This is a genomic window from Streptococcus shenyangsis (genome assembly GCF_006385785.1).
Taxonomy (GTDB): domain Bacteria; phylum Bacillota; class Bacilli; order Lactobacillales; family Streptococcaceae; genus Streptococcus; species Streptococcus shenyangsis.
On sequence record NZ_VFSH01000003.1, the window covers coordinates 207948 to 234373 of the forward strand.

19 protein-coding genes, 1 tRNA gene, 1 pseudogene and 1 riboswitch are annotated in these 26426 nt (G+C 40.5%); of the genes and pseudogenes, 6 read left to right on the forward strand and 15 right to left on the reverse strand.

What is annotated here, in order from left to right; translation table 11 throughout:
• Positions 1-8: 8 nt before the first annotated feature.
• From pmp23 to FJR77_RS03810, 8 genes are read right to left on the reverse strand one after another with little or no spacing between them, the layout of a single operon-like run.
• Positions 9-623: a cell wall hydrolase Pmp23 gene (gene pmp23 / locus FJR77_RS03775; protein ID WP_140832776.1), complete on the reverse strand. Its 615-nt coding sequence runs from the start codon at positions 621-623 to the stop codon at positions 9-11.
• Positions 623-1597, reverse strand: a complete 975-nt coding sequence (locus tag FJR77_RS03780; protein ID WP_000356103.1) for a nucleoid-associated protein — start codon at positions 1595-1597, stop codon at positions 623-625. Before FJR77_RS03780 ends, pmp23 begins: the two co-directional genes overlap by 1 nt.
• A 7-nt stretch (positions 1598-1604) precedes the next feature.
• Positions 1605-2861, reverse strand: a complete 1257-nt coding sequence (gene glyA / locus FJR77_RS03785; RefSeq protein WP_140832778.1) for a serine hydroxymethyltransferase — start codon at positions 2859-2861, stop codon at positions 1605-1607.
• A gap of 49 nt (positions 2862-2910) precedes the next feature.
• Positions 2911-3342, reverse strand: coding sequence for a GNAT family N-acetyltransferase (locus tag FJR77_RS03790; protein ID WP_140832780.1), 432 nt, complete (start codon positions 3340-3342; stop codon positions 2911-2913).
• Between the two features lies 1 nt (position 3343).
• Positions 3344-3946, reverse strand: a complete 603-nt coding sequence (locus FJR77_RS03795) for an L-threonylcarbamoyladenylate synthase (RefSeq protein WP_181146565.1) — start codon at positions 3944-3946, stop codon at positions 3344-3346.
• Complete coding sequence (gene prmC, locus FJR77_RS03800; protein ID WP_140832783.1) at positions 3930-4766, reverse strand: peptide chain release factor N(5)-glutamine methyltransferase; 837 nt, start codon at positions 4764-4766, stop codon at positions 3930-3932. Before prmC ends, FJR77_RS03795 begins: the two co-directional genes overlap by 17 nt.
• The gene (gene prfA, locus FJR77_RS03805) at positions 4766-5845 is read right to left on the reverse strand and encodes a peptide chain release factor 1 (RefSeq protein WP_140832785.1); all 1080 of its coding nucleotides are present in this window, start codon (positions 5843-5845) and stop codon (positions 4766-4768) included. The genes prmC and prfA overlap by 1 nt, the downstream gene beginning before the upstream one ends.
• A gap of 2 nt (positions 5846-5847) precedes the next feature.
• On the reverse strand, positions 5848-6432 hold the full coding sequence (locus FJR77_RS03810; RefSeq protein WP_140832787.1) for a thymidine kinase: 585 nt from the start codon (positions 6430-6432) through the stop codon (positions 5848-5850).
• A gap of 122 nt (positions 6433-6554) precedes the next feature.
• On the opposite strand from FJR77_RS03810, the gene FJR77_RS03815 reads away from it, so the two are divergent.
• Both FJR77_RS03815 and mnmE read left to right on the forward strand, forming a co-directional pair.
• Entirely contained in the window at positions 6555-6737 is a 183-nt protein-coding gene (locus FJR77_RS03815; RefSeq protein ID WP_001117401.1) for a 4-oxalocrotonate tautomerase, read from the forward strand.
• A gap of 136 nt (positions 6738-6873) precedes the next feature.
• The gene (mnmE, locus tag FJR77_RS03820; RefSeq protein WP_140832789.1) at positions 6874-8247 is read left to right on the forward strand and encodes a tRNA uridine-5-carboxymethylaminomethyl(34) synthesis GTPase MnmE; all 1374 of its coding nucleotides are present in this window, start codon (positions 6874-6876) and stop codon (positions 8245-8247) included.
• 46 nt (positions 8248-8293) lie between these two features.
• Here mnmE and dapA read toward each other — a convergent pair whose 3' ends face one another.
• The 4 genes from dapA to FJR77_RS03845 all read right to left on the reverse strand — a co-directional run bounded on the left by dapA (position 8294) and on the right by FJR77_RS03845 (position 11588).
• Positions 8294-9229 (reverse strand): 4-hydroxy-tetrahydrodipicolinate synthase, encoded by a 936-nt coding sequence (dapA, locus tag FJR77_RS03825; RefSeq protein WP_140832791.1) that lies wholly within the window; start codon positions 9227-9229, stop codon positions 8294-8296.
• Positions 9230-9285: 56 nt separating this feature from the next.
• Complete coding sequence (locus FJR77_RS03830; protein WP_000542462.1) at positions 9286-10362, reverse strand: aspartate-semialdehyde dehydrogenase; 1077 nt, start codon at positions 10360-10362, stop codon at positions 9286-9288.
• Between the two features lie 544 nt (positions 10363-10906).
• Positions 10907-10979: transfer RNA gene (locus FJR77_RS03840), tRNA-Thr, on the reverse strand.
• A gap of 99 nt (positions 10980-11078) precedes the next feature.
• The gene (locus FJR77_RS03845) at positions 11079-11588 is read right to left on the reverse strand and encodes a QueT transporter family protein (RefSeq protein WP_140832793.1); all 510 of its coding nucleotides are present in this window, start codon (positions 11586-11588) and stop codon (positions 11079-11081) included.
• Positions 11586-11683: riboswitch (PreQ1 riboswitch) on the reverse strand. Its footprint overlaps the gene before it by 3 nt.
• Before the next feature lie 28 nt (positions 11684-11711).
• On the opposite strand from FJR77_RS03845, the gene FJR77_RS03850 reads away from it, so the two are divergent.
• Together FJR77_RS03850 and mscL are read left to right on the forward strand one after the other, a co-directional pair.
• On the forward strand, positions 11712-12152 hold the full coding sequence (locus FJR77_RS03850; RefSeq protein ID WP_140832795.1) for a GtrA family protein: 441 nt from the start codon (positions 11712-11714) through the stop codon (positions 12150-12152).
• A gap of 71 nt (positions 12153-12223) precedes the next feature.
• Positions 12224-12604, forward strand: coding sequence for a large conductance mechanosensitive channel protein MscL (gene mscL, locus FJR77_RS03855; protein ID WP_140832809.1), 381 nt, complete (start codon positions 12224-12226; stop codon positions 12602-12604).
• 40 nt (positions 12605-12644) lie between these two features.
• On the opposite strand, the gene hemH is transcribed toward mscL, so the two are convergent.
• On the reverse strand, positions 12645-13739 hold the full coding sequence (gene hemH, locus FJR77_RS03860) for a ferrochelatase (RefSeq protein WP_140832797.1): 1095 nt from the start codon (positions 13737-13739) through the stop codon (positions 12645-12647).
• A gap of 153 nt (positions 13740-13892) precedes the next feature.
• On the opposite strand from hemH, the gene pepT reads away from it, so the two are divergent.
• Complete coding sequence (gene pepT / locus FJR77_RS03865; RefSeq protein ID WP_140832799.1) at positions 13893-15113, forward strand: peptidase T; 1221 nt, start codon at positions 13893-13895, stop codon at positions 15111-15113.
• Positions 15114-15426: 313 nt separating this feature from the next.
• On the opposite strand, the gene FJR77_RS03870 is transcribed toward pepT, so the two are convergent.
• Positions 15427-22014, reverse strand: coding sequence for an SIALI-17 repeat-containing surface protein (locus FJR77_RS03870; RefSeq protein WP_140832801.1), 6588 nt, complete (start codon positions 22012-22014; stop codon positions 15427-15429).
• Positions 22015-22463: 449 nt separating this feature from the next.
• Positions 22464-25895 carry an SIALI-17 repeat-containing surface protein gene (locus tag FJR77_RS03875; RefSeq protein ID WP_140832803.1) on the reverse strand — a complete coding sequence of 1144 codons (3432 nt, stop codon included), beginning with the start codon at positions 25893-25895 and terminating at the stop codon, positions 22464-22466.
• Between the two features lie 460 nt (positions 25896-26355).
• On the opposite strand from FJR77_RS03875, the pseudogene FJR77_RS03880 reads away from it, so the two are divergent.
• Positions 26356-26426, forward strand: a pseudogene (locus tag FJR77_RS03880) (transposase); the annotation flags it as partial.

The following is a 26426-nucleotide window of genomic DNA, read 5'->3' on the forward strand; positions in this document are numbered from 1 at the left end:
CACCTGGTCTAGCCAGATGTCGAAAAGAGAGTGAAAGTTTTGATGATGTAAAGGTTGAGTTGCACCTGTCTAGAATAATAATAGTTTCCTCCATTTACATAGAGTTCAGCACCGTGAAAAATGGAAATGGGGTGAATATAACTATAAGTCTTTCCAGTGGTATTGCCAAGCAAGGGAGCAACAGTATCACGAGAGTACTGTTTAGCCAGAGCCAAGGTATTTTCCTTACCATTTTGGGCGATATAATCGATATAGGCAGGACCAAAATTATAGGCTTGAACAGCCGTCCAGACATCTACCCTCTTCTTCTGGGCCAGATAGAGATTGTCTGTCAGAGTTTGAATGCCTTGCCGAATGCTAGAGGCATTATCATTGATGGTGTTGGTTGAGCCACTTGCAGACTCACTAGACTGCATAACATCGCCTTCTTTTCCTTTTGTTTCGGTATAAATCATAGCGAGCACAAGCTCTTCGTTTGCTGGGGTATCTTTTTCACTCAAGATTTCTCGCACCATGGGTTGATAGGTCAGGACCTGCTTGACATCTTGGTGAACGCGGTAAGCTTTATAGCCAGCAAAAAGGAAGACTGCTAGTACAAGCACTCTTCGAATTCGTTTAAACATTATTTACTTTGGATATCCTCGATATTTTTGATTAAGATAGAGTAGGTTCCATTGTCGTTTTGGATAAACTCAACAGACTCGGCGTCTTGATAGACGTTATTGGGAACGATGAGCTCAATTCCATTTGACAAGGAAAGTTTTTGGTTTTCAAATTTTTTAAGCTGACGACTGGCATCAATTTCATCAAATTGAACAGGTTCTGGGACAGCTTCTTTAACTTGGTCAATAAAGCTCAAACGAGCCGTCAGATTATTGTCAAAAAGGTCGTTGGCCAATTTTTCAGGTGACAATTCATTGCTTTCTTCCAGGTTATTGAAAATCGCTGATTTCACCTTAGATTGAAATTGAAAATCATCTGTGTTAAAAGTTTCAGCAATTCTCTGGGCTGTTTTTTCCAGTTCTTTGATAGATTTCTTAGGTGAAATCTTAGGGGCTACGGCAAGGAGATTTTCTGAAAAATAGTTCAAGAAAGTCCCATTGTACTTGATTCGTTTTTCAATCAGATGGTACTTGCGGCTCTGAAGATTAACCACCAAGGCCTCATCAGCTCCTGTTCCAAATCCAGGTAAGTTATTTTGAGTTAGCTTGATTGGATTATCAACCTCTCCCCCGAGGTGGGTCAAGGTCTCACGCAGGGCAATTCGTAAGAAAGCGAAATGTTCTACACCTTCTTTAGAAAATTGCACAAAAATCAAGTCATTGGTCTTAAGATTTTCTGAAATGCTAAACTCCTCTTTCCAGAGATTAGCCAGCGTCACTGATGTCTCCAACAAATCGTCTGTAATATGATTGAAGAAGGGATTTTCTTCCTCGAAAATCCCAGTCTTGGCTTCATCTGAATACACACGTTCGATTTTTTTGCGCAGGTATTCTTCGATTTTTGGAGTAATATTGAGAAACTTATCCGCTAGGAACAGCTCCGTATCATCCGGACTGAACTGATGAATAATAGCTTTCTTAATATAAATGTCCATAAAAGTTTTAGTCCTCGTATAATGGGAAGGCATCTGTTAATTCTTTAACTGCACTTCTCACTTCTTCTAAGACAGCTTCATTTTCTGCATTCTTAAGGGTTTTAATGATGAGCTCAGCCACTTTACGACTTTCTTCTTCACCAAATCCACGTGCAGTGATGGCTGCTGCTCCGATACGAATACCACTTGTCTTGAATGGTGACAAGCTTTCGTAAGGGATTGAGTTTTTATTTAGGGTAATATTGACTTCATCCAGCAAGTTTTGAGCAACTTTTCCGTTTTCTACAACTTTAGTCACATCCACTAGGAAGAGATGGTTTTCAGTCCCACCAGAAATGATACGGAAATCAGGATCTTGCAAAAAGACATCCGCCATAGCCTTGCTGTTCTTGATAACATTGGTAGCGTATTCCTTGAAGGCTGGATCCAAAACTTCTTTGAAAGAAACAGCTTTAGCTGCCACAACATGCTCCAAAGGTCCACCTTGAATACCAGGGAAAATAGCTGAATTGATTTTCTTAGCTAGGTCTTCATCATTGGTCAAAATCAAACCGCCACGTGGTCCACGAAGGGTTTTGTGGGTTGTGGTTGTTGTGATATGTGCGTATGGTACTGGGCTAGGGTGAAGACCAGCAGCAACCAAACCAGCGATATGAGCCATATCTACCATGAGTTTAGCCCCAACAGCGTCCGCAATTTCACGGAATTTTGAGAAGTCGATAATTTGAGAATAGGCTGAAGCACCTGCTACAATCAGTTTTGGTTTTACTTCTTGGGCTTGCTTCAAGATAGCATCAAAGTCCAAGAGTTCTGTTTCAGGATCCACGCTATAAGAAACAAAGTTGTAGGTTTGACCAGAGAAACTGACAGGAGCTCCGTGGGTCAAGTGTCCACCAGCAGCCAAATCCATTCCCATAACCGTATCGCCAGGCTCAATCAAGGCCATGTAAGCCGCACAGTTAGCTTGGCTCCCTGAGTGTGGTTGGACATTGGCAAATTTAGCACCGAAAATTTCTTTTGCACGTTCAATGGCTAGAGATTCTACCACATCTACCACATCCGTTCCACCATAATAACGGCGCCCTGGGTAGCCTTCGGCATATTTATTCGTCAAGATAGACCCTTGAGCTGCCATAACAGCCTTGGAAACAACGTTTTCCGAAGCAATCAACTCGATATTGTTTTGTTGGCGTTCTTCTTCTTTGGCAATAGCATTCCAGAGATCAGCATCATATGCTTTAAAATTATCTTTGTCAAAAATCATAGGTCTTCTCCTTTATAATGTGACAGGTCCTTTAGTTTAAGAAAATAAACTAAAGGATGCGAATAAACCGTTTCTGCATTTTATCACAAGTATAACCAACTTTTTCATAAAATGCATGAGCACCCAGACGGTGATCAGCAGAGTTTAAGCGGATAAACTCATAACCACGTCTTTTGGCTTCGTCTTCCAACCCTTGTAATAAACTTTTACCGATACCTTGACCTTGCGCTTGAGGTGAAACTGCTAAGGCTAAAATATTAAAACCTGCTTTGGAATAGAGTGATTCATAAACCTCAGCGTGAACATATCCCAGTAAAACATGACTAGCTATATCCTCATAGCCAAGAAGGAAATGATGGGAATCCTGAGACAGTCTAGCTAATTGACTAGCCGTGTCCTCTGGACTAAAAGAATACCCCAAAGCTTTTTGGTTAATCTCACATATAGCTTTCACATCTGTTTCTTGCAAATCTCTTAGCATTTTATTCCTCCTCAAAAGAAATCTCTGGCAACTGAGCAAGAATATCTTCTCGCTTAATGGCCCCTTGGCGTAAGATTTTCACCTTGTCTCCCGATAAATCCAAAATAGTTGAATCCTGTCCAGTTAGAAAAGCATCGTCTTCCAAACCCAGAACCTCTTGGTCAAAATCCTCTAGAATTTGATTAAAAGTCACGCCACTTGCCTGACCTGAGATATTGGCAGACGGCCCAATCAAGGGACCTGTCTCTCGAATCAAATCAAGGGTAATGGGATGACTAGGCATCCGAAATCCAACAGTTGCCAGACCAGAATTGACCCAATAGGGAACTCGGTCATTGGCTTCGAGTATAATGGTCAAGGGACCTGGTAAAAAGTTCTCTACAAGTTTTTGCAGATAAGATGGCTGATTCTTAGAAAAGTTCAAGATGTCCTCTAGAGAGGCGATATTGAGGTTAAGCGCCTTGTCTCTGGGACGACGTTTGAGTTGGTAAACATGGTCAACTGCTTTTTCGTCTAAGGCCTTAGCAAAAAGACCGTATACTGTCTCTGTAGGCAGAACGACAGCTCCACCATTTTCCAACTCTTGTCTAATCTTGTCCATCATCAACGACAACCATCCTATCTTGACCAAACTGGTCCTTGAGTGTTCGTACTCTTTTTTCAGGAAGATTTTTCCTAAAAAGCTCAGGAACACTTTGACCTTGTTTGTATCCAATTTCAAGGTAAATCTTACCACCGTCTTTGAGATAGGCTTTTGCATCTTCCGCAATTCTACGGTAAATAGCTAGGCCATCCTCGTCTGCAAAGAGAGCTAAATGAGGCTCCGAATGCAAAACATTCAAACCTACCTCTGACTCATCTTCACGAGAGATATAGGGTGGATTGGATACAATTATATCATATTTTTCAGAAATTTCTGCAAAACAATCAGATTTTTTAAAAAATATATTAAGTTTTTGATTTTTAGCATTTTCGCGAGCTAAATCTAAAGCATCTTGGGAAATATCCACTGCTGTCACTGACCAAGCTGGTCTATTTTTTGCTAAGGCGAGAGCAATAGCTCCACTACCTGTTCCAATATCCAGGACTGAAAGATTCGTCTCAGGATTTTCAGCCAGGATAAGCTCCACTAACTCCTCAGTCTCTGGACGAGGAATCAAAACCCGCTCATCAACTTTTAGCTGCATTCCATAAAAATCTGCCCGACCTATAATATACTGGGCAGGTTTATGAGCTACTAACTGCAGGTAAATTTCTTCTACAAATACTTCTTCCTCTTCCGTCACTTCCTGCTGAAGAGCAAAAACAAAGTCTGTAAAAGAGAGATTTTTCAGGCTACGATAGACAAAAGAGAGGCTTTCAGCTTCCTCTCCTTGTCTTATCAACTCTTCTTCAAAATCTGAAAATAATTGAGCTAATTTCATTATTTGTTTAATTCTTCTAATTTTTGCGTTTGGTCATAGAGCACCAAGGCATCCACAACTTCGTCCAATTTACCAGATAAAATCGTATCTAGTTTTTGGAGGGTTAAGCCGATACGGTGATCTGTGACACGGTTTTGTGGGAAGTTATAAGTACGGATTCGTTCTGAACGGTCCCCAGTTCCGATTGTCGACTTACGCTCAGCGTCTTGTTCATCTTGTGCAATTTGTGCAAAGTGATCAGCGACACGCGCACGGATGATTTTCATGGCCTTTTCACGGTTCTTCTGCTGGGTACGTTCTTCCTGCATCTCCACCTTGATATTGGTTGGCAAGTGAACGATACGCACGGCAGTCGCAACCTTATTGACGTTCTGTCCACCAGCACCAGAGGCGTGATAGATGTCGACACGAAGGTCTTTTGGATCAATGTCGTATTCAACCTCTTCAACTTCAGGCATGACAAGAACTGTGGCAGTTGATGTATGGACACGACCTTGACTTTCTGTCACAGGGACACGTTGCACACGGTGTGCTCCAGATTCGTACTTGAGTTTAGAGTAAACAGATTGACCTGAAACCATGGCAACGACTTCTTTAAAACCGCCGACACCATTTATAGAGGCTTCCATAACTTCAAAGCGCCAGCCTTGGGCTTCCGCATACTTTTGATACATGGTTAGCAAATCTCCAGCGAAAAGTGCTGCTTCGTCTCCACCAGCGGCGCCACGGATTTCAAGGATGATGTTCTTGTCATCGTTTGGATCCTTTGGAAGAAGCAAGATTTTCAGTTTTTCTTCGTATTCTTCTTTTTCAGCCTTGGCATCTTTGAGTTCTTGCTTGGCCATTTCTTCCAAGTCAGCATCTCCACCTGATTCCTTAATCATCTCTTCAGCATCGACGATGTTTTGAAGGACTTGTTTGTATTCTCGGTAAGCCGTCACTGTATCACGGCTTGAAGCCTCTTCTTTTGAGAGCTCCATGAAACGCTTGGTGTCCGAAACCACATCTGGGTCACTCAGCAATTCTCCTAATTCTTCATAACGGTCTTCTACAGCTTGTAGTTGATCATAGATGTTCATTTTTATTCATTCTCCTTATTGATTTCAGGCGCAAAATAATGTTTACGGCAAACTGAGATATAAGTTTCATTACCGCCAATCTGGATCTGTTCTCCATCGTAAACGGGCAATCCATCCTGAGTACGCAATACCATGGTCGCCTTTTTCTTGCAATACTGACAGATGGTCTTGATTTCGTCAATCTTGTCTGCTAAGAGCAAGAGATACTTGGAACCTTCGAACAGTTCATTGCGAAAGTCATTTTTCAAACCAAAAGCCATGACAGGTATGTCTAACTCATCGACAACACGAGCCAGGTCGTAAACATGGTGACGCTTGAGAAACTGGGCTTCATCGACCAACACACAGTAAGGTGTTTCTGGTAGGTCTCGGATATAGCCAAAGATATCCGTCGTTTCCTCAATCGCAATGGCAGGGCGTTTCATGCCAATACGACTCGACACATAGCCAACACCATCACGCGTATCCAGAGCCGAGGTCATAATTACAACACTTTTTCCCTGCTCCTCGTAGTTATAGGCCACTTTGAGAATCTCAATCGTTTTACCAGAATTCATGGTCCCATAACGATAATATAACTGTGCCATGTTTCTTGCTTCACGTCCATTTCTAAATTTTTGCTACATTCTAGTATATCATAATTTTCTGAAGCTTTAAACGGCAAAATGTGGTAAAATAGAAGAAATCAAAACTAGTGGAGGAAACCATTATGCCATTTGTACGCATCGATTTATTTGAAGGACGCACGCTCGAGCAAAAGAAAGCTCTGGCTAAGGAAGTAACGGAAGCGGTTGTCCGTAACACTGGAGCCCCTCAATCTGCTGTTCATGTCATCATCAACGACATGCCAGAAGGAACTTACTTCCCACAAGGGGAAATGCGCACCAAATAAGCTAGCTTAAGCAGAATTGCTTAGGCTTTTTCAATCTCCAAGTAGCATCCATTGAAGAAATAGTCTAAATTTGTTACAATTTGAAAAGAGACTTGGAATATTCCAAGAAAAGAGCAATTAATTAAAGGAAAACATTATGATTACACGTGAATTTGATACCATCGCTGCTATCTCTACTCCACTAGGTGAAGGAGCTATTGGTATTGTCCGCTTGAGCGGAACAGAAAGTTTTGCTATTGCGCAAAAGATTTTTAAAGGAAAAGACTTGAGTCAGGTTGCTAGCCATACCCTTAACTACGGTCACATCGTTGACCCTCAGACAGGAAAAGTCATGGACGAGGTTATGGTTGGGGCTATGAAATCTCCAAAGACCTTTACTCGTGAAGATATTATCGAGATTAACACCCACGGTGGGATTGCGGTGACCAATGAAATTCTCCAACTAGCGATCCGTGAAGGAGCTCGGTTGGCTGAGCCTGGTGAATTTACCAAACGTGCCTTTTTAAACGGTCGTGTGGACCTGACTCAGGCTGAAGCCGTTATGGACATCATCCGTGCTAAGACAGACAAGGCTATGAACATTGCAGTTAAACAATTAGACGGTTCCCTTTCTGAGCTGATTAATAATACCCGTCAAGAAATCCTCAATACACTTGCCCAAGTTGAGGTTAATATCGACTATCCTGAGTATGACGATGTTGAAGAAGCGACTACTGCTGTGGTCCGAGAAAAGACAATGGAGTTTGAGCAATTGCTAACCAATCTCCTTAGAACAGCCCGTCGCGGTAAAATCCTTCGTGAAGGAATCTCCACTGCCATCATCGGACGCCCCAACGTTGGGAAATCAAGCCTTCTCAACAACCTCTTGCGTGAAGACAAGGCTATCGTAACCGATATTGCTGGTACAACACGTGATGTTATTGAAGAATACGTCAACATCAACGGTGTTCCCCTAAAATTGATTGATACAGCTGGTATTCGTGAAACAGATGATATTGTGGAACAAATAGGTGTTGAGCGTTCGAAAAAAGCCCTCAAGGAAGCCGACTTGGTTCTACTGGTGCTAAATGCCAGTGAACCACTAACCGCCCAAGACCGCCAACTCCTAGAAATCAGTCAGGAGACTAATCGCATTATTCTTCTTAACAAAACTGACCTGCCTGAAGCGATTGAAACATCGGAACTACCTGAAGACGTTATTCGTATTTCAGTCCTTAAAAACCAAAACATCGATAAGATTGAAGAGAGAATCAACAACCTCTTCTTTGAAAATGCTGGTTTGGTTGAGCAAGATGCTACTTACTTGTCAAACGCCCGTCACATTTCCCTAATTGAAAAGGCTGTTGAAAGCCTACAGGCTGTTAACCAAGGGCTGGAACTAGGTATGCCAGTTGATTTACTTCAAGTTGATTTGACTCGTACTTGGGAAATCCTCGGAGAAATCACTGGTGATGCTGCTCCAGATGAACTCATCACCCAACTCTTTAGCCAATTCTGTTTAGGAAAATGAGTAAAATCCATGATCGTTCATTCGGTCATGGATTTTATTGTCTTCATTAATAATCTGGTCTTAAAACCCCTGTTACAGTTGCCTTGGTTGCTTCGTAGTCGCCATCTACGACAACCTTGATAATGCGTTTGGCATCTTCTTCTGGTGCTGGAACAAGAGGTAGACGAGTTGGTCCAGCTTCAAATCCCATATAGTTAAGAACGGCCTTAACTGGAGCAGGACTTGGATAAGAGAAGAGAGCATTAACCTTAGGAATGAACTTACGTTGAATTGCTGCGGCTTTCTTCATATCGCTTTCTGCAATGGCCGTAAACATCTCGTGCATCTCATCCCCATTTGTATGAGAGGCAACAGAAATAACCCCATCCGCACCAAGATTCATGGCATGGAAAGCATCTCCATCCTCACCTGTGTAAATCAAGAACTCCTCTGGCTTGTGCTCAATCAAGTAAGCCATATTTGCCAAACTCGTACATTCTTTAACACCGATAATATTTGGATGGTCAGCCAAACGAAGCATGGTTTCTGGAGTTAATTCGACAACCACACGCCCTGGAATGTTATAGATAATAATTGGTAGGTCAGAAGCATCTGCAATGGCCTTAAAGTGCTGATACATTCCTTCTTGGGAAGGTTTGTTGTAGTAAGGCACAATAGCAAGACCAGCTGCGAAACCACCAAATTCTGCGACTTCTTTGACAAACTCGATCGAGTCACGAGTATCATTGGTACCGACACCCGCAATCAAAGGAACACGTCCATTGACAACTTTCTGTACAGCTGCAAAGAGTTCCAACTCTTCATCGTGAGTCAAGGTAGGACTTTCAGCTGTCGTGCCAGCAAGAAGAATTCCATCCGTATGATGGTCCAATAAATGCTCAATCAAGGCTGGAATAGCATCAAAGTTGATGGAACCATCCTCGTGGAAGGGGGTAATAAAGGCTGTGATGATTTTACACTCTTTTAAATCTTGATAAGACATGAGAAACACCTCTCTATTTCAAAGAAGGAGTTCATCTGAACTCCTAAATTATATGACTATTTTAATTCAAATTTCAATTCAGCTGTTGGACGAACCAAGCCACGTTCGTGAAGAGTTTCTGCAATCTGAACTGAGTTCCAAGCAGCACCTTTGAGAAGGTTATCTGAAACAACCCACATGTGAATTCCTTTTTCAGCATCCAAGTCTTTACGGATACGACCTACGAAGGTATCACGTGAACCAACTGCATTGATGGCTTGCGGATAGATTTGATGAGCTACATCATCTTCAAGAACAGCACCTGGGAAGGCTGCGATAGCTGCTTTGACTTCTTCAATTGGAGCCACTTCTTTTGTTTCGATATAAACTGACTCAGAGTGAGCTGACAAGACTGGAATACGCACACATGTTGCAGATACTGCAATGCTATCATCTTCCATGATTTTCTTAGTTTCCTTAGTCATCTTCATCTCTTCGTAAGTATAATCATTGTCTGTGAAGACATCAATTTGTGGGAGAGCGTTGAAGGCGATAGGATAATGTTTCTTGTCACCACCTGAAGGCAAAATTTCTGCGTGTAAATCACGTGGTTTCACTCCATCATTCAAGACTTCACGAAGTTCACGTTGTGTCTCAAGAATCGCTCCCATACCAGCACCTGAAACGGCTTGGTAAGTTGAAACGATGATACGGTCCAAGCCCCATTTTTGGCGAACTGGCTCAAGAGCCACCATCATTTGGATTGTTGAACAGTTAGGGCAAGCAATAATCCCGTTGTGGGCATCAAGTGCGTGAGCATTGACCTCTGGAACAACCAAAGGAACGTCTGGATTTTGACGGAAGTAAGATGTATTATCAACTACTACCGCTCCAGCTTTAACTGCATATGGTGCATACTTAGCTGATGTAGAACCACCTGCTGAAAAGAGAGCAATATCAACTCCTTCAAAAGCAGTTTCAGTCGTTTCTTCAATCGTAATATCTTGGTCTTTAAATTTCAAAGTCTTGCCTGCTGAACGTGCAGAAGCAAGTAAACGAATTTTATCAATTGGAAGTGTTGATTCTTCCAACATCTTTATCATCTGAGCACCGACAGCACCTGTCGCGCCGACTACAGCAACTGTATATCCCATAAGTAACCTCTTTCGGAATTTTCTAAAAATTTCTATAATAGATGTATTATACTACTTTTTCCATGAATTGCAAAGCTTTTTCATCATTTTTTAGAAAATAAAAATCCCCAGTCGCTAGACTAGGGACTAAGAGGCATCTTCATGTGATGAGCAGGTTCACACAACTCATCAAGGTCCGCTCCTGCGTTATGACCTCCTTATGCTCAATAGCAGTCCGAAGACTACCTATCGACTCATCGCATCTACTATTCTACTAAAGAGAATGACTTTTGTCAACAGACAAAACTCTTTATACTCTTCAAAAATCTCTTCAAACTTCGTCAGCGTCGCCTTACCGTATGTATGGTTACTGACTTCGTCAGTTTCATCTACAACCTCAAAAACATGTTTTGAGCTGACTTCGTTAGTTCTATCTGCAACCCCAAAGCAGTGCTTTGAGCAACCTGCGGCTAGCTTCCCAGTTTGCACTTTGAAAAATTTGGGGCAGATTTGGGGCAGACATAACAAAAACCCTTGTAAATCAAGGGCTTTTGTGTTTATTTAATGCTAATTGCCGGGATTGAACCGGCGACCTCATCCTTACCATGGATGCGCTCTGCCAACTGAGCTAAATCAGCTTACTTAAAAAGTATACTACAGTTAGAAAATCTTGTCAAGTTTCCTTAGATATTTTCCATAAGAAAAAGCCAGGTAATAGCTACCTAGCTTGTCCTGTTCTATTTGCTTAAATCGATTCGACGACCAATTTTACCAATGATAATCGCACCAATAATCAATGAAGCAAATTCACCAATTCCTGTTGTGAACCAAGTAAGGAAAAATGGTAATTGCGCTACGATATTCAACTCGGCAGCAATTGTAAACATGGAAATTGAAAAGAGGATTGAAAAGAAAAAATGATCTTTTCTGATTAATCCATTGAAGAGGTAGTCTTTACTGTATTTTGCAAAAAGCCAAACACCTAAACTGAGGAATACCAAGGTTGATCCACCACCAACAAAGACATCTAGCAGTCCGAAGCTAAAGAAATTAGCAATCATACAACCGATGGTAACTCCGATGATGTACTTAGGATTGTAAAAAGCCATAAAGTTCATCATTTCTGAAATACGGAACTGATAAGCACCGTAGCTAATGGCATTTAGGGGTGGTGTGACAGTTAAAACGACATAGATAGCTGCAACGATTGCAATATCTGCTACATCACGAACAGTTAATTTTTTCATCTTTTCTCCTTTGGCGGGTTGTCCACGTAAAATATGCTTGGTGAAAGAAGCTAAGCACCAAGGGTTGATTCATTCAACCTTACTAGTATAGCACAATAGCCTGCTTTATGCTATACTAAAAGCATGAAAAAACGCATTCAAAGTCTATTCATGAATGAGCTCTTAGCCTATCTTTTTTTTGGAATAGCAACTACTCTTATTTCTATTCTATCCCGATTAGTCATTTATCAACTAACTCATAAAGAACTCCTTGCTACTGCCCTAGCAAATATTATCGGTATCCTCTTTGCCTTTATCACAAATGATACGATTGTATTTAAGCAGGCTAGGCAGAATTGGCCAAGACGTTTAGTGAAATTTACTCTTGCCCGCCTTTCTACTTTTCTTTTAGACTTATTTTTAACTTTTCTCTTTGTAACCCAGTTTCCTAATATTATTGGACAATTTGTAAATAATAATATAGACAAGGTTAATACTATCGAAACAGCTATTTCACAATTTTTGATAATTATTCTTAATTACATTTTTAGTAAGGTATTTATTTTTAAAAATAAAAAAATTTAAGCATATAGCTTGCAAGCATTTCTTAATTAATATATAATAAAGAGCAAAAACTTTGGAAAGGAACTATGAAAATGTTAAAAGATCTTAAAGCATTTTTGCTTCGTGGTAATGTCGTAGACCTTGCTGTCGGTGTGATCATTGCCTCTGCTTTTGGTGCAATCGTAACTTCATTCGTTAACGATATCATCACTCCACTTCTATTGAATCCAGCCTTGGAAGCTGCGAAAGTACAAAACATCGCTGAACTTGCATGGAATGGTGTTACATATGGTAAATTCTTGAGTGCTATTATCAACTTCCTTGTTGTAGGTACTGTTCTCTTCTTCGTTATTAAAGCTATGGAAAAAGCTCAAAGCCTTACTAAAAAAGAAGAAGCTGCTGAGGAAGCTCCAGCTGCTCCAACTGAATTGGAAGTACTTCAAGAAATCAAAGCGCTTCTTGAGAAAAAATAATCGTTTAAAAGGATCTAGCACAAAGCTAAATCCTTTTTCTTTACTCTTTCGGCAACTTACCTGCTTTCTCTAGCATTTTCTTGATCAAATAAGGCATCTTAACATTTTCACGACCTTTTTTCTCAATCAGTTTTTTCACAAATTCTGGCATTTGTAAATCTTGAGATTCGGCCAAAATATTTTTCGTCTCATCTGAAGGGACTAACTCATCAAATGTTTCTTCTTCTGGGAGAAATTCCTTAAATTCTTGATGTTCATTAGTTCTGACTGTATTAACCAAAGCATCAATCAAACGAGAATCCGTATTGGGCATTGGTGGTCGATGGTAGGTCACACCCAATTCTTGACACAAGTCATAACATTCCACATCATTATCAAATAAAACTTCAATATGCTCGCTAATGAAGCTGATAGGAACAAAAATATAATGGTCTGGATGTTCTGTCTGTTCTCTGAGATACTCCAGAACATCTGGTTTAATCCATGGAATACCGATATCACTCTCACTCTGCCAGGTATTGGTATATTGTTCTGAACTCAAGCCTAGTTTTTCAGCGACTAGCTTGCTATTTTCAAAAATTTGGTCGATATAGGGGTCACCAAAATCCAAGGCAAAAATGGGTACACTATGGGCTGAAAAGATGACTTTAAAGCTATCCTGCTTTACTTCTTCTTTTAAAATATTACCAATTTCATCTGCCCAATAGTTTAGCAAGTCCTCTTCTTGATACCAGTCCTTAATGACCAAAAATTGAATTTGCTTGCTTTCTAAAAATTTCTCATAACCCATGACAGAGTAAAAAGAATAATGGGGCTCCAAAATCAGGCAAATACACTGTTCAATGCCGTCTGCTTCCATCTGACCAATCACATCTGGAATAAAAGGTCTGGAAAATTTATTGGCAAAATAGACACTATACTCATTCCCCAGTCTAGCTTCTACTAAGGCAACTTCTTCACGGGTAATTCTTTGCAGAGGCGTGCCTCCAATAAGTACATAATTATCATAGAGTGTTTGAATCTCGTGGTCTTGAGGTCTCACTCCGCGACGAATATTTGTGAAAAAATCAGCTACACCTTCAAAGGTAATCTCTTCTGGCGAACCGAAAGTCATCATTAAAATTGCTTTTTTCATAACTGCTTCCTTGTGATGTTTTTATCAAGTTTATTTTATCATGAATTCACCAATAAGTAAACGCTAACATAGAAAATTTTCCCAACTTCCGTCTTTTGTTTTTCTCTTCTTTCTATGATACAATGGAAAAAATGAATTCAAAAGGAGTTTTTTATGACTTATCCAAATCTCTTGGACCGCTTTTTAACCTACGTTAAGGTCAACACGCGCTCTGATGAACACTCTACTACTACTCCAAGTACACAGAGTCAGGTTGACTTTGCGACAAATGTCCTCATTCCTGAAATGAAACGTGTTGGATTACAAAATGTTTATTATCTACCAAATGGTTTTGCTATTGGAACCTTGCCAGCCAATGATCCATCTTTAACACGTAAAATTGGCTTCATCTCCCACATGGATACTGCTGATTTTAATGCCGAAGGAGTCAATCCACAGGTAATTGAAAACTACGATGGGGGTGTGATTGAACTTGGAAATTCTGGTTTTAAACTAGATCCATCCGACTTCAAGAGTCTTGAGAAATATCCAGGACAAACGCTTATCACAACCGATGGAACAACCTTGCTAGGTGCCGATGATAAGTCAGGAATTGCTGAAATTATGACAGCCATTGAATATCTAAATGCTCATCCTGAAATCAAACACTGTGAGATTCGTGTTGGTTTTGGTCCAGATGAAGAAATCGGTGTTGGTGCTAATAAATTTGATGCAGAAGATTTTGATGTTGATTTTGCCTACACTGTTGATGGAGGACCACTAGGAGAACTTCAGTACGAAACTTTCTCAGCAGCTGGTGCTGAATTGCATTTCCAAGGTCGTAATGTCCATCCTGGTACTGCAAAAGGGCAAATGGTCAACGCCCTTCAGTTAGCAATTGATTTTCACAATCAACTTCCAGAGAATGAACGTCCTGAGTTAACGGATGGTTACCAAGGGTTCTATCATCTTATGGATGTGACAGGTAGTGTCGAGGAAGCGCGTGCAAGCTACATCATTCGTGATTTTGAAAAAGATGCCTTTGAAGCGCGTAAAGCAGCTATGCAGTCTATCGCTGATAAAATGAATCAAGAACTTGGCAGCGACCGTGTCACCCTAAACTTGACAGACCAGTACTACAATATGAAAGAAGTCATTGAAAAAGATATGACTCCAATTACCATTGCTAAGGCCGTTATGGAAGATTTAGGTATCACACCTATTATTGAACCAATTCGCGGCGGGACAGACGGCTCTAAAATTTCCTTTATGGGAATCCCAACTCCAAATATCTTTGCTGGTGGCGAAAACATGCATGGACGTTTTGAATATGTTAGCCTTCAGACTATGGAACGTGCAGTTGATACCATCATTGGTATCGTAGCTTATAAATAATTGATAAAAAACCGAGCATATCCAACTACGGAAATGCTCGGTTTTAGTATTTTATACTCGTCGAAAATCTCGTCAAACCACGTCAACATCGTCTTGCTGTACTCAAGTACAGCCTGCGGCTAGTATCCTAGTTTGCTCTTTGATTTTCATTAAGTATTAAAAGTGACATCTTTCCCTGCCCCTTTAGTTATCTCCCAATTTTCTCGTCTACTTGATTGTATTTCACTTAATACAAGGAAAACAATCTAAAACTAATTGTTACAACCTTCTTGCATCCAATTCGAATACACTATTTAAGGGCATTTTACATTAATTAGTCTTTTTTTCTTTTGACCATTCCAATCATTCCTAAGAACATGCCCATAATTCCTACAGATGCAAAAGCAGAACCATCTTCACTTCCTGTTTTAGGTAGAACTTCTTGACGATTTGCAGGTGCCTGATAAGTCTTATCTTCTAACATAGGCGGAACTACATATGACTTATCATCATTTTTATCTACGATTTGATTCATAGTTTTTTCAGAGGCAGTTACATCACTAGTAAATCCTGATTCTTGATGACTTGCAGCTTCTCCACTAGGAACTCCTTCCTCAACGTTCGAAACTCCATGAGTAACTCCTTCAGAACCAGTCATACTACCAGTAAACTCTGGTAAGTTATGAATAGCTGCTTCAGAACCCGACACACCACCAGTAAACTCTGGTAAGTTGTGAATAGCTGCTTCAGAATCAGACACACCACCAGTAAACTCTGGTAAGTTGTGAATAGCTGCTTCAGAACCCGACACACCACCAGTAAACTCTGGTAAGTTGTGAATAGCTGCTTCAGAATCAGACACACCACCAGTAAATTCTGGTACCTTATGGTCAGCTGATACGATTTTAGCTGATTCTTCTTTCTTAGTTCCAACCAACACAATTTCATCTTGCGCAACTTCAATAACTTCACGAAGTTTTATAGTACGCCTTCCATCTGGTGCTACTTCAGTCAAGATACGTTCCTTACCTGCACGACCTACCTGACTCACTCGAGTTTCACCTTTTGGAAGACTTGAATCTTCTTGTTTAACTGTCTTGAAGTTAATTACTTCTTCTACTACTTCAAGACTTGGTTGAGGTTGAACTAGTTCCTTATCTCCATCCGTTGGAACTATGGAATATTTCACTTCCTCTTTCGGAGTCGCTTGAAGCTGGTTGATAGAAGTTAGAGCTGCTTGCAAGGCTTTGTCTACTGCATCTTGTGTCTTGGCTTCTTGGATAGCTGTAAGTGCCTGTTCTGATAACTCGACGAGATGCTTCTTAGCTTCTTTATCGCTACCTAGTTCCTTGCTCTTGTTTTGGATAGCCTCTGCCAAGCTTGCCATAGCCTTGTCGTAGTTAGGCTCTTCTGGCTGGGATGGTTTCACTTCCTCTTTCGGAGTCGCCTGAAGTTGGTTAATAGAAGTTAGAGCTGCTTGCAAGGCTTTGTCTACTGCATCTTGTGTCTTGGCTTCTTGGATAGCTGTAAGTGCCTGTTCTGATAACTCAACTAGTTTCTTCTTAGCTTCTTTATCGCTACCTAGTTCCTTGCTCTTGTTTTGGATAGCCTCTGCCAAGCTTGTCATGGCCTTGTCGTAGTTAGGCTCTTCTGGCTGGGATGGTTTTGCTTCCTCTTTCGGAGTCGCTTGAAGTTGATTGATTGAAGTCAGAGCTGCTTGTAAGGCTTTATCTACTGCATCTTGTGTCTTAGCTTCTTGGATAGCTGTAAGAGCCTGTTCTGATAACTCAACTAGTTTCTTCTTAGCTTCTTTATCGCTACCTAGTTCCTTGCTCTTGTTTTGGATAGCCTCTGCCAAACTTGCCATGGCCTTATCGTAGTCAATCTTAGACTCTTCTGGCTGGGATGGTTGCTCTGGTTTTGGTTCCTCTTTCGGAGTCACATGAAGTTGGTTAATAGAAGTCAGTGCTGCTTGCAAGGCTTTATCTACTGCATCTTGTGTCTTGGCCTCTTGGATAGCTGTAAGAGCTTGTTCTGATAACTCGACGAGATGATTCTTAGCTTCTTTATCACTACCCAGTTCCTTGCTCTTGTTTTGAATGGCCTCTGCCAAGCTTGCCATAGCCTGGTCGTAGTTAGGCTCTTCTGGCTGCTCTGATGGCGAAGTATCTTCTTTTCCATAGTTTTCTTCCTTATCAAGGATAGCTTGTAAGGCTGTGGCTGTTTTCAGAATTTCTTGAGCATTGGAAGAGCTTGCTGAAAGTTGCTCAGATAATTTATCTAAGTTTGATTTGAAAGCTTCACGAGCCTCTGGAGTGTCCTTTAAGCTTGTCTGATCAAATTTATCTAACTCATCCTTCCAGTTCTTCATAGCCTGAACTAATTCTTCTTTGGTATAAAGAGCGCTTTCTGCTCCACGAGTGATGAACTTATCAACTTGAATACCAATATTTCTAGAGGTATCATTTCGTTTTGGATCCAATTGCAAGGTTACAGCATGCCAACCTTCTTCGAGTCCAGTCAAACGAACAAGAGTCTGATCACCTTGACGTGTAGTTGCTGTACCACTGAAGTATTTCTTACCATCTACAAGAGAAGCATTTCCTTGACCATCTTGATACTCAAGTTCTTTACCATCTAGAGTAACCTTATAGACACCATGACTAGGGTCAACAAAACCTTTAACTTCAATACCTGTTCCATAGAAGTAAGCTGTTACGCTAGCATTTTTCTTTTGTTCTTCAGTCAAACGACCAAATGAAGCCCAAGATTCAGTATTTTGGTATTTACCTGCCGAATTGGTTTCATGATGCCAACCTGGGCTATAATCAAGTTGACTGGCCTGATCATCATGACTTACTTGATCTTTTTGAAGCAAGTCAGCTTTCATTACTCGAACAGTTGCTTCAGCTGCAAATCCAAGCAAGGCATTGTCTGATGCACTTGTCATTTTCACTTTAAAGTCAAAAATTGAATCAGCTTGCTCGGTAAAGTCAATTGTCGGAATTGTCAAAGTCTTTTCTGTTTCACCATCTTGGAAGGTCAAATCAGCCGTTGTATCCTTATAAACCTTACCGTGAACCCCTGTTCCTGGCTCAGTCACGACATGAACTGTCGCAGCTCCTTTGCTACCACCAACACGTTTGATGGTTACAGTAACTGGTTGGCCTTTTTGAACTTCATAGGTTGTTTCTTTCAACTCAAACATACCCTTACCAGCATTATTAAGCGTATAGATACCCTCAGTTGCAATAGCTTTGCCAGTTTTGTTAACGAGTTTGATGGTATGTTCACCTGGAGCCAAGTCATCTGTCTCATAAACCATCTGGCTACGTTTACGAGCTGCATTATTGGTTTGTACATCTGCAACCTTTTGACCATCAACGTAAACCGACATTTCACCGTGGTTTGGATCCACTGTAGATACGACATAAGCCTTAGTTCCATTGAAACGGTAAGTCACGCTTGCATCTTTTTGGTTAGTCCACATAGATGTTCCGCGGATACCTTCAGACTCGTCATACCAGGTTGTATTTGCTTTGTCAGCTGTTGTATTTGAATGGTAATCCAAACCTAGAGGATAACCATCTGTTTTTTCGATACTACTTGGTGTCTTATAAACAGAGAAGTTTGTCAAAATAGGGGTTGCTTGTGAATTCGTGATAGTCACACGAATCTTTTGGGCTTCTACAGGTTGACCTTGGACAAGACGACGATAACCAACAGTCGAACCCTCTCCATATGGAACCCAGCGACCATTGAGCTCAACTTCAACCTTAAATCCTGAGATACGTTGACCTTTAGCGATATCTTCTTTGAGTTCGACTACGTCAAAGCGTCTCTTTTGACCAAGGTCGACAGTGAATTCACCTGTCTTCGCATCATTTGACAATGCCCAACTAGTATCATCCTTACCATCTGTTAGGTTACCTGCTTGGTACAAATGATTCTTACGGGTAGAGCTTGCCGTTACAGTTGCTCCCTTGGCGAAATCAGTCGCATACATTTGGTCCAAGGTTGCTCGGAATTCTTTCAAGCGAGCCACGTCTGCTTCTGCGAATTTACCTTCTTTATTTGGTGGAATATTGAGGAGAAGTGGCGTTCCACGACCAACAGACTTGAAGTAGATATCCATCAAATCTTTGATTGATTTTGGTTGTTGATTGTCATGGTAGAACCAACCTGAACGAATAGAAACGTCTGCTTCACCGACTGAGTACATATCTCCTTCTGGGTCTCCATGGTTGAGATAGTCATTCTTCACATCGTCAGTGATCTTAGCTTTCTTAACCTTATGCCAAACTGGATCTCCAGCGATACCACGTTCATTACCGATCCAACGGACGCTTGTTGGTTGAGCAGAGAAGATAGCGATATCCCCTTCAGCTTTCTTGATGTACTTGAACCACTCGTCAAAGGTGTAAGTTACTTTTTGAGCTCCGCTACCACGCGCACCATCCATCCATACTTCGATGAATTTACCATTGTTTCCGTATTTAGGATTGCCAAGGATTTCCTTGAGTTGGTTGAGATAGTATTCGTTATACTCTTTTTCAGTTGAAACATGATATTTAGGGTTATTAGCATCCCATGGTGATAGGTAAACACCCATATTCATGTCATACTTAGTCGCTGATTTAGAGATTTCTTCGAGAAGGTCACCCTTACCGTCTTTCCAAGGACTTGCCGCTACGCTATGTTTTGTATATTGAGAGGGATAGATTACAAATCCATCATGGTGTTTTACAACCATGATTGTTCGCTTGAATCCCGCATCCTTCAAAGTCTTAATCCACTGATCTGTATCAAGATTAGTTGGGTTAAAGTTTTGAGGATTTTCTCTACCGTTCCCCCATTCAGAGTTGGTGTAGGTATTCATTCCATAGTGGATGAAGGCAGCCAATTCTTCCTTGTGGTAGTCCAATTGAGCCTTGCTTGGTAGTGGTCCATAGTTTCCAATTTCTGTTTCTTCGTCTTTTGGATCCACTACTGGAGTTGCTGGAGTTGCTGGTTTTGGATCTTCTATTTTTTCGTATTCAAAAATAACTTGGTTCACTCCTTTATGTTGGATTGTTGCTTCTTGGCTTGCATTGACTGCACGGTAGCCTGTAATTTCTTTAGCTTGGAATCTATGAACAAAGGAAACTTCGTATTCTTTACCATCGTTATTGTCAACAGTTGCAGGCGCTAATTCTTGGTCTGTACCTTTCAATCGGTAACGAAGATCGAAGGAACCTTTATTGACTTTATAAACAACCTTAATGACACGAGTTCCTGCAGGAGCCTTGCTCACAACACTATAATCCTCTCCCCAAGTATCTTTCAGTTGCTTGTTGACAGCTTTACCGTCAATCGATACAATCTCATATTTTTCTTTATTCTTCTTGTAGAAGTCAGTTTTCTCAATTTCTGTTTTATAGTTATAGTCAAACTGAGTTCCAACTTCCGTCTTTTCAACAAAAGTATCGTTTTCTTTGACTGGATTATCTTTTTGGTCTAGATGTTCTACAACAACTCGTCCATAGTCAACACCTTCAAGAAGCGTCGCAATACCATTTTGATCGAAAGAGTATTTATTTTTGCCAATAACAGCTGTCTTATTTCTAATCATTTCTCCTTCTGGAGTAAAGTAGTAACGATTACCATTATCTCCTTGGTACCAGCCTTTGACTCCATATTTATCAATGATTTCTTTGACCCATGCTAGTTGTTCAGGCGATAGGACAAGTCCTCCTCCAAAGCGATCTTTTTCAGCGATATTCATATTATCAACAGTTCCATGTTGGTGAATTCCAATAACTTTACCATCACCATTAATAATTCCACCACCAGAAAGACCAGAAACAGAAGTCAGGCGATAAGTGATGCCAACTGCTCCTTTATCATCAAGCTTTTCAGTACCCTTAACAACACCATCAGCCTTATACAACTGACCAGGGATGATTGGTTCCTTCAATTCTGGAGAAGTGGAATCTGTCGGATATCCTATGGTACTAACTGGTTCACCAGCTTTATAGTTACGATGTTCTGCAAGAGGAGTAAAGGTAGCTTCCTTATTTGGACTTGCAATCGAGAGCGGTACTGGTGCTACTACTAAAGCTAGGTCATTCTTCACTCCTTCACCAAACTTTTCTTTATTCCAGAAATGAATATCCTTTTCCTTGAACAAAACGGTATTTCCTGACGCTGGCAAAGAATTGTTCTTAGCAGTATTTGAACCTACATTGTAATAAAACTTAGTAGTATCACCACCACGAATAGAGCCGGCATTGGTATCTGCATCCTTGACTAAGAAATTATGTGCTACTGTCAACATAATATTTGGAGCTACAAAGATTCCAGATCCCGAATTGAGATAACGTTGGCTACCTCCACCTGCTAAAGGTGAACTGAAAATTGTATAAACCATAGCAGCTGAGGTAGCTGGCTGGCCTTCATAATTGATACGTTTAAGGTCTTGGCCACCATTGATAATGGCTCTATTTTCTTTTTCGCCTTCAGTTGGAGCTACTTCCGTAGGTTTCAATATACTCTTAGTCTCTACTTGTGGACTTTCTCTTTCTGAAACAATAGCTGCAGTATCTACTTGTTTCACTGGGGTATCAGGATAAGCACGATCAGAGATTTCTTCAGGGAGTACATCACCAGCCACTTCAGTAGTTTTGGCTTCCTTAGCCACTTTCTCGACGTCAGGTTCTGTTTTTTCAGTTACTTCTTCTTTTATCGCTTCTACTTTTTCATGATCTACATCTGCTGTATCTTTTGCTTGACCGTCCACTTCAAGTTTCGGTTCTGTCACAAGTTCACTAGCCGCAACATTCCCAGATGCAAAAAAAGCAAGACCGACTGCTACAGAAGCAACACCAACAGTCAGTTTACGAATACTAAAGATTCGACCTTTTTCTAAAAAATATTGTTTCATCAAATACTCCTAATCTTCTAGAGCAGTCAGCTACTGCCCGAGCCCAGTTTTAACTGGTAACAGTCTTATGTTTATTTACTTTTCAAAAACTCCTTCCCATAAGCACTTTATTTAGACAATTACAAGCACTGAGAAATCGCTTACATTTCTTTGGATAAAATAATGCTTCTAATAGCTATTTTTCATCATACTAAGTATACTATATTAGAATAAAAAAACAAAGTTTTTTATGGTTTTTACTGCTTTTCACTTTATATTTTGTGATAGTCTATGGCTAAGGACAGACGAGTATAAAGTTCCATTAATATAAAAAGAGATAGGATTTATGATATGTACCTAAAAAATTAGACAGAAAAAATCTAACTTTTAAAAGTCGGTACCTAATTTTATTTCCATTACCTCTTTTTATTTTTAAAAATTTAAGTTCTCAACTTCTCTATTATTCTCTATTATTCTCTCTTTTTCCCTATCATCAACAAGCCTAGAAACATCCCTACAAATCCTACAATTGCAATACTGGACTTATCCTCACTTCCTGTTTTAGGCAGGAGATGCTGCTGTGCCGCAGGTGCTTGATAAGTATGTTCTTGCGCCATAGCCTGCACTGCAGTAGACGGGTCAGCCTTATATTCTGTCACCTTATGCACTGCTGCTTCGGCCTCGTTGACACCATCCGCAAGAGTTGGTAGATCCGAACTAGCAGACTGTACTTCATGAGCGCCTCCTTCATAAGATGGAAGTTCTGATTTAACAGCTTCTACCGCATTAGCGCCTCCTTCATAGGATGGAACTTCTGATGTTGCGGCTTCTACCGCATTAGCGCCTCCTTCATAGGATGGAAGTTCTGATTTTGCGGCTTCTACCGCGTTAGTGCCTCCTTCATAGGATGGAACTTCTGATTTTGCGGCTTCTACCGCATTCACACCGCCTTCGAATTCTGGGACTTCATGAATAGTTCCCGGTGGATTTTCTTCGACCTCTATTTCTGGAACTTCATGAATAGCGGCTACTTCGCCGTTTACACCACCTGAGAAGTCTGGCACATCATGAACGGCTGCTTCCTCACCGTTGATGCCACCTTCAAAGACTGGATTCTCATGAACTGTACCTTCACCATTGACTGCACCTGTGAATTCTGGAACTTCATGGATTGCTGCTTTTGCACCATTTTTTCCACCAGGAACTCCTGCCCCTTCAAGACTTACAGACAAATTATGCATGCTCTCAATTGCACCATCAATGATTTCTGTAATTTCCTGACCAATATCTTCCTTACTAGCTGCAAATAGCAATGTTTTTGAATCGTACTGAGTCAAGAAGGTCGCAAAATTTCCATTTGCCAGTTTTAGAACTGGTGGCTGATTCACCAATACTTCAGAATCAAATTCTAAAGCGATGACATTTTTGCTCATCTCTACAGCATTTTTCACAGTTGCTTTCGTTGGAGCAATCCCATCCTTACTTAGGAAATCCCAGTTGAATTTCTTATAGGACAAGGTATATTCATTTTGGTTGTTATCTGCATGCTCATAAAGCAAACCAAATTCACCATTTCCAAGATCTTGTAAGGAGTTATAAGCAAATTTACCACTTTGAATTGGATTATGCTTGAGCCAAGTTAAATCTCCATTCGCTTCCACACGTGCTACGTGCACCAAACCATTGTATCGTCCAGGTCCACCTGCATTACTGAGGACGATATACTCCTTGCCATTTTGTACAGTGTGTATAGCTGACATTTGAACATAGACATCTTTGACATCCGCATAGCGCTTCACATCTTTTTCCCAAGTTGCTCCACCATCTTTACTTGTAGCAACTTGAAGATCACCTGTCAATCCGCGCATGAAGAGTTTGAGATCTCCATTATTCAACTGAACAACGGTTGACTCCGTATTTTGAGCACCTGAATTATTCATAGTTGAAGAGTGAATTGTTTGGTTACCTACCGGACGGTTATCATTGACAGCTTCCCCTGCATGCCAAGTTTCACCATGATCATCTGAGTAAATGACGCGCGAAGACTGAGAACCACCTAGGTAGGATACATTATTTGTCGTGTAGGCAGGGATAACAAGACGTCCTTTATGAGGTCCTGAGTGTAAGGCAATACCTGTACCAGGTCCTGTTCCTAAGAAATGCATCCAATCCTTACGAATACCGTATGTAATATCTTTTGGTGCAGACCAAGTTTTTCCATCGTCATCACTATAAGACATCCAGAGATAGTTGGTGTTTGAAACTCTAAAGATATTCTTGTCGCTATAATCGAAGTAGACATTACCAATCAGTTCTTCACCTTTATACAAATCACCCTTATCACTATAGGCTGGTTTCTTAGGATCAACTACAACACGGTATTCTGTCTTTCTATTTTCGGGGTCAAAAACCTCACCATTTTCACGAATTGTATAATGTCCTGCTTCACCTTTTTTATACAGAACTTGGTAAACCTTATCCCCAATTTGCTCATAGGCTTGCGGTGCTTTTCCTGGTAAATCTCTAACCGCTTCACCTTCTACAAACATATCAAAAATAGAGAAGATTCGCTTAGTTTTCGGATCTTGGACTAGGGCCATGTCGATATTAACTGGTGATCCCGCATGAGCTCTTCTAGCATTCTCATTATCACGAGGATTTGAGATGACGATTCTATCTCCCCATGTTTTGCCCTTATCATCACTACGACGAACAACCATACCGATATCGCCCCAGTCAGAGTGATGCAAGCGTCTCTCATCTGCACCAGCAATCAAGGTTCCCTTATCCGTTTTCAGCAGGGCTGGAATACGGTAGCTTGCAATACCATCTTTATTTGGCTTGCGGTTCTCACCACCTTCAAAAACATCCAGTTTATCCGTAACTTCTGCTCCTTCAGGAAGTTTCTTCTCCAACTCTCCTCTTTCAAAGAGCTGACTACGTTTTTTAACTTCTTCTGGTGAAAGGGTCCGATCATAAACCGTTAGATTACGGACTTTAAGATTAGCGCCCCAGAAGTTTTTGCCTGTACGTTTTGTTGTACCGATTTGCACATGGTTGACATCTGGCATATCTTGGATGAAACGACCAGATTGAGGACTTGTACGAGACAAGACACCATTTACGTAGAGGCGCACCTTACCATTTGGTTGGTCTGCATTGGGTCTCTCAACTGTAAAGGTTACAGAATTCCACTGACCTGGTTTAATCTTCAAAGGAGCATTTTTATAATCACCATAAAATTGGTTCCCATTGGCATCCCGACCTTCAATGATAGCTGTGTTATCAAGAATGGCCATGGTGAAGTATTCATTTACTTTGGTATCACTAGAAACTGAAAAGAGGTTGTAAAAACGTGGAGCAGATGCATCTGGCTTAAACTCCATATGAATAGTCGCATTTTGAAGTTTTTTAAGCTTGCCGAGCTCCCCCTTCATATCAACTCTTTGCCCGTTTGAAGGATTTGTTTCAACATCTTCCTTCTCTATGACAGTATTGGCATTTTCCAACTCTCTGGCATAAAAATCACGCGGAATGTTTCCAACTTCTTCTTTGTCTTCACTCTCTGTAGCTGGATTTTCGTTTGATGCTTCTGTTTCTGCTGGTTTTTCAGACCCTGGGTTTGCTTGCAACTCTTCACGGCTCACTTCAGTTCCCTTATCCGTTGCTGTTGACAATTTGTCTGCGAGTTCCTTATCTAGATTCGTCAGATTTCCTGTCTCTACTTCCTTAGGCAATTCTGGCAAAGATTGCCCTGCTGTTTCACCACTCGTTGATGCTGCCTCTTGAGCCAAAGCAGGTGTAGCACCAAAAACAACCGCTCCAATCACTACTGAAGCTGCCCCTACTGCAAATTTTCGAATTCCGTATCGTTGTTTTCTATCAAAATGTCTCTGATTCATATTTTACCTCTCATTTTCTAATTCGGTAAAGCGCTTTCTTTTTGACTTAAAATTTTTAGCCACTAGGACTAGACAATTCCAAAAGAAACTAAACTATTTAATGGAAATTTCCATTATTTTTAATTTAAACAATCTTGCATAGCGTACAGTTCAACTTTGCAATACGTCATGAAAGACATTTTACTCCTTTCATATTTTATCTTAACCTTATTATATAATAAATATTTTCAGTTTTAGACTTTACAATAGACAATAGATTCTACTTTCAAAAATAGTTAAAAATTCTAAATTATTTGAAACTAGTTTCAATCATAATCCAATCAAAACAGAGTCTGAATGACAACATCCAATACGAGTATAAGATCTAATAAACATTTTTCATAATAAAACGCATAATATCAAGTTGAACTGCACCCCAAAAGTTAGACAGAAAAAATCTAACTTTTGGGGTGTTTTTATTATGAAATTAACTTATGATGATAAAGTTCAGATCTATGAACTTAGAAAACAAGGATATAGCTTAGAGAAGCT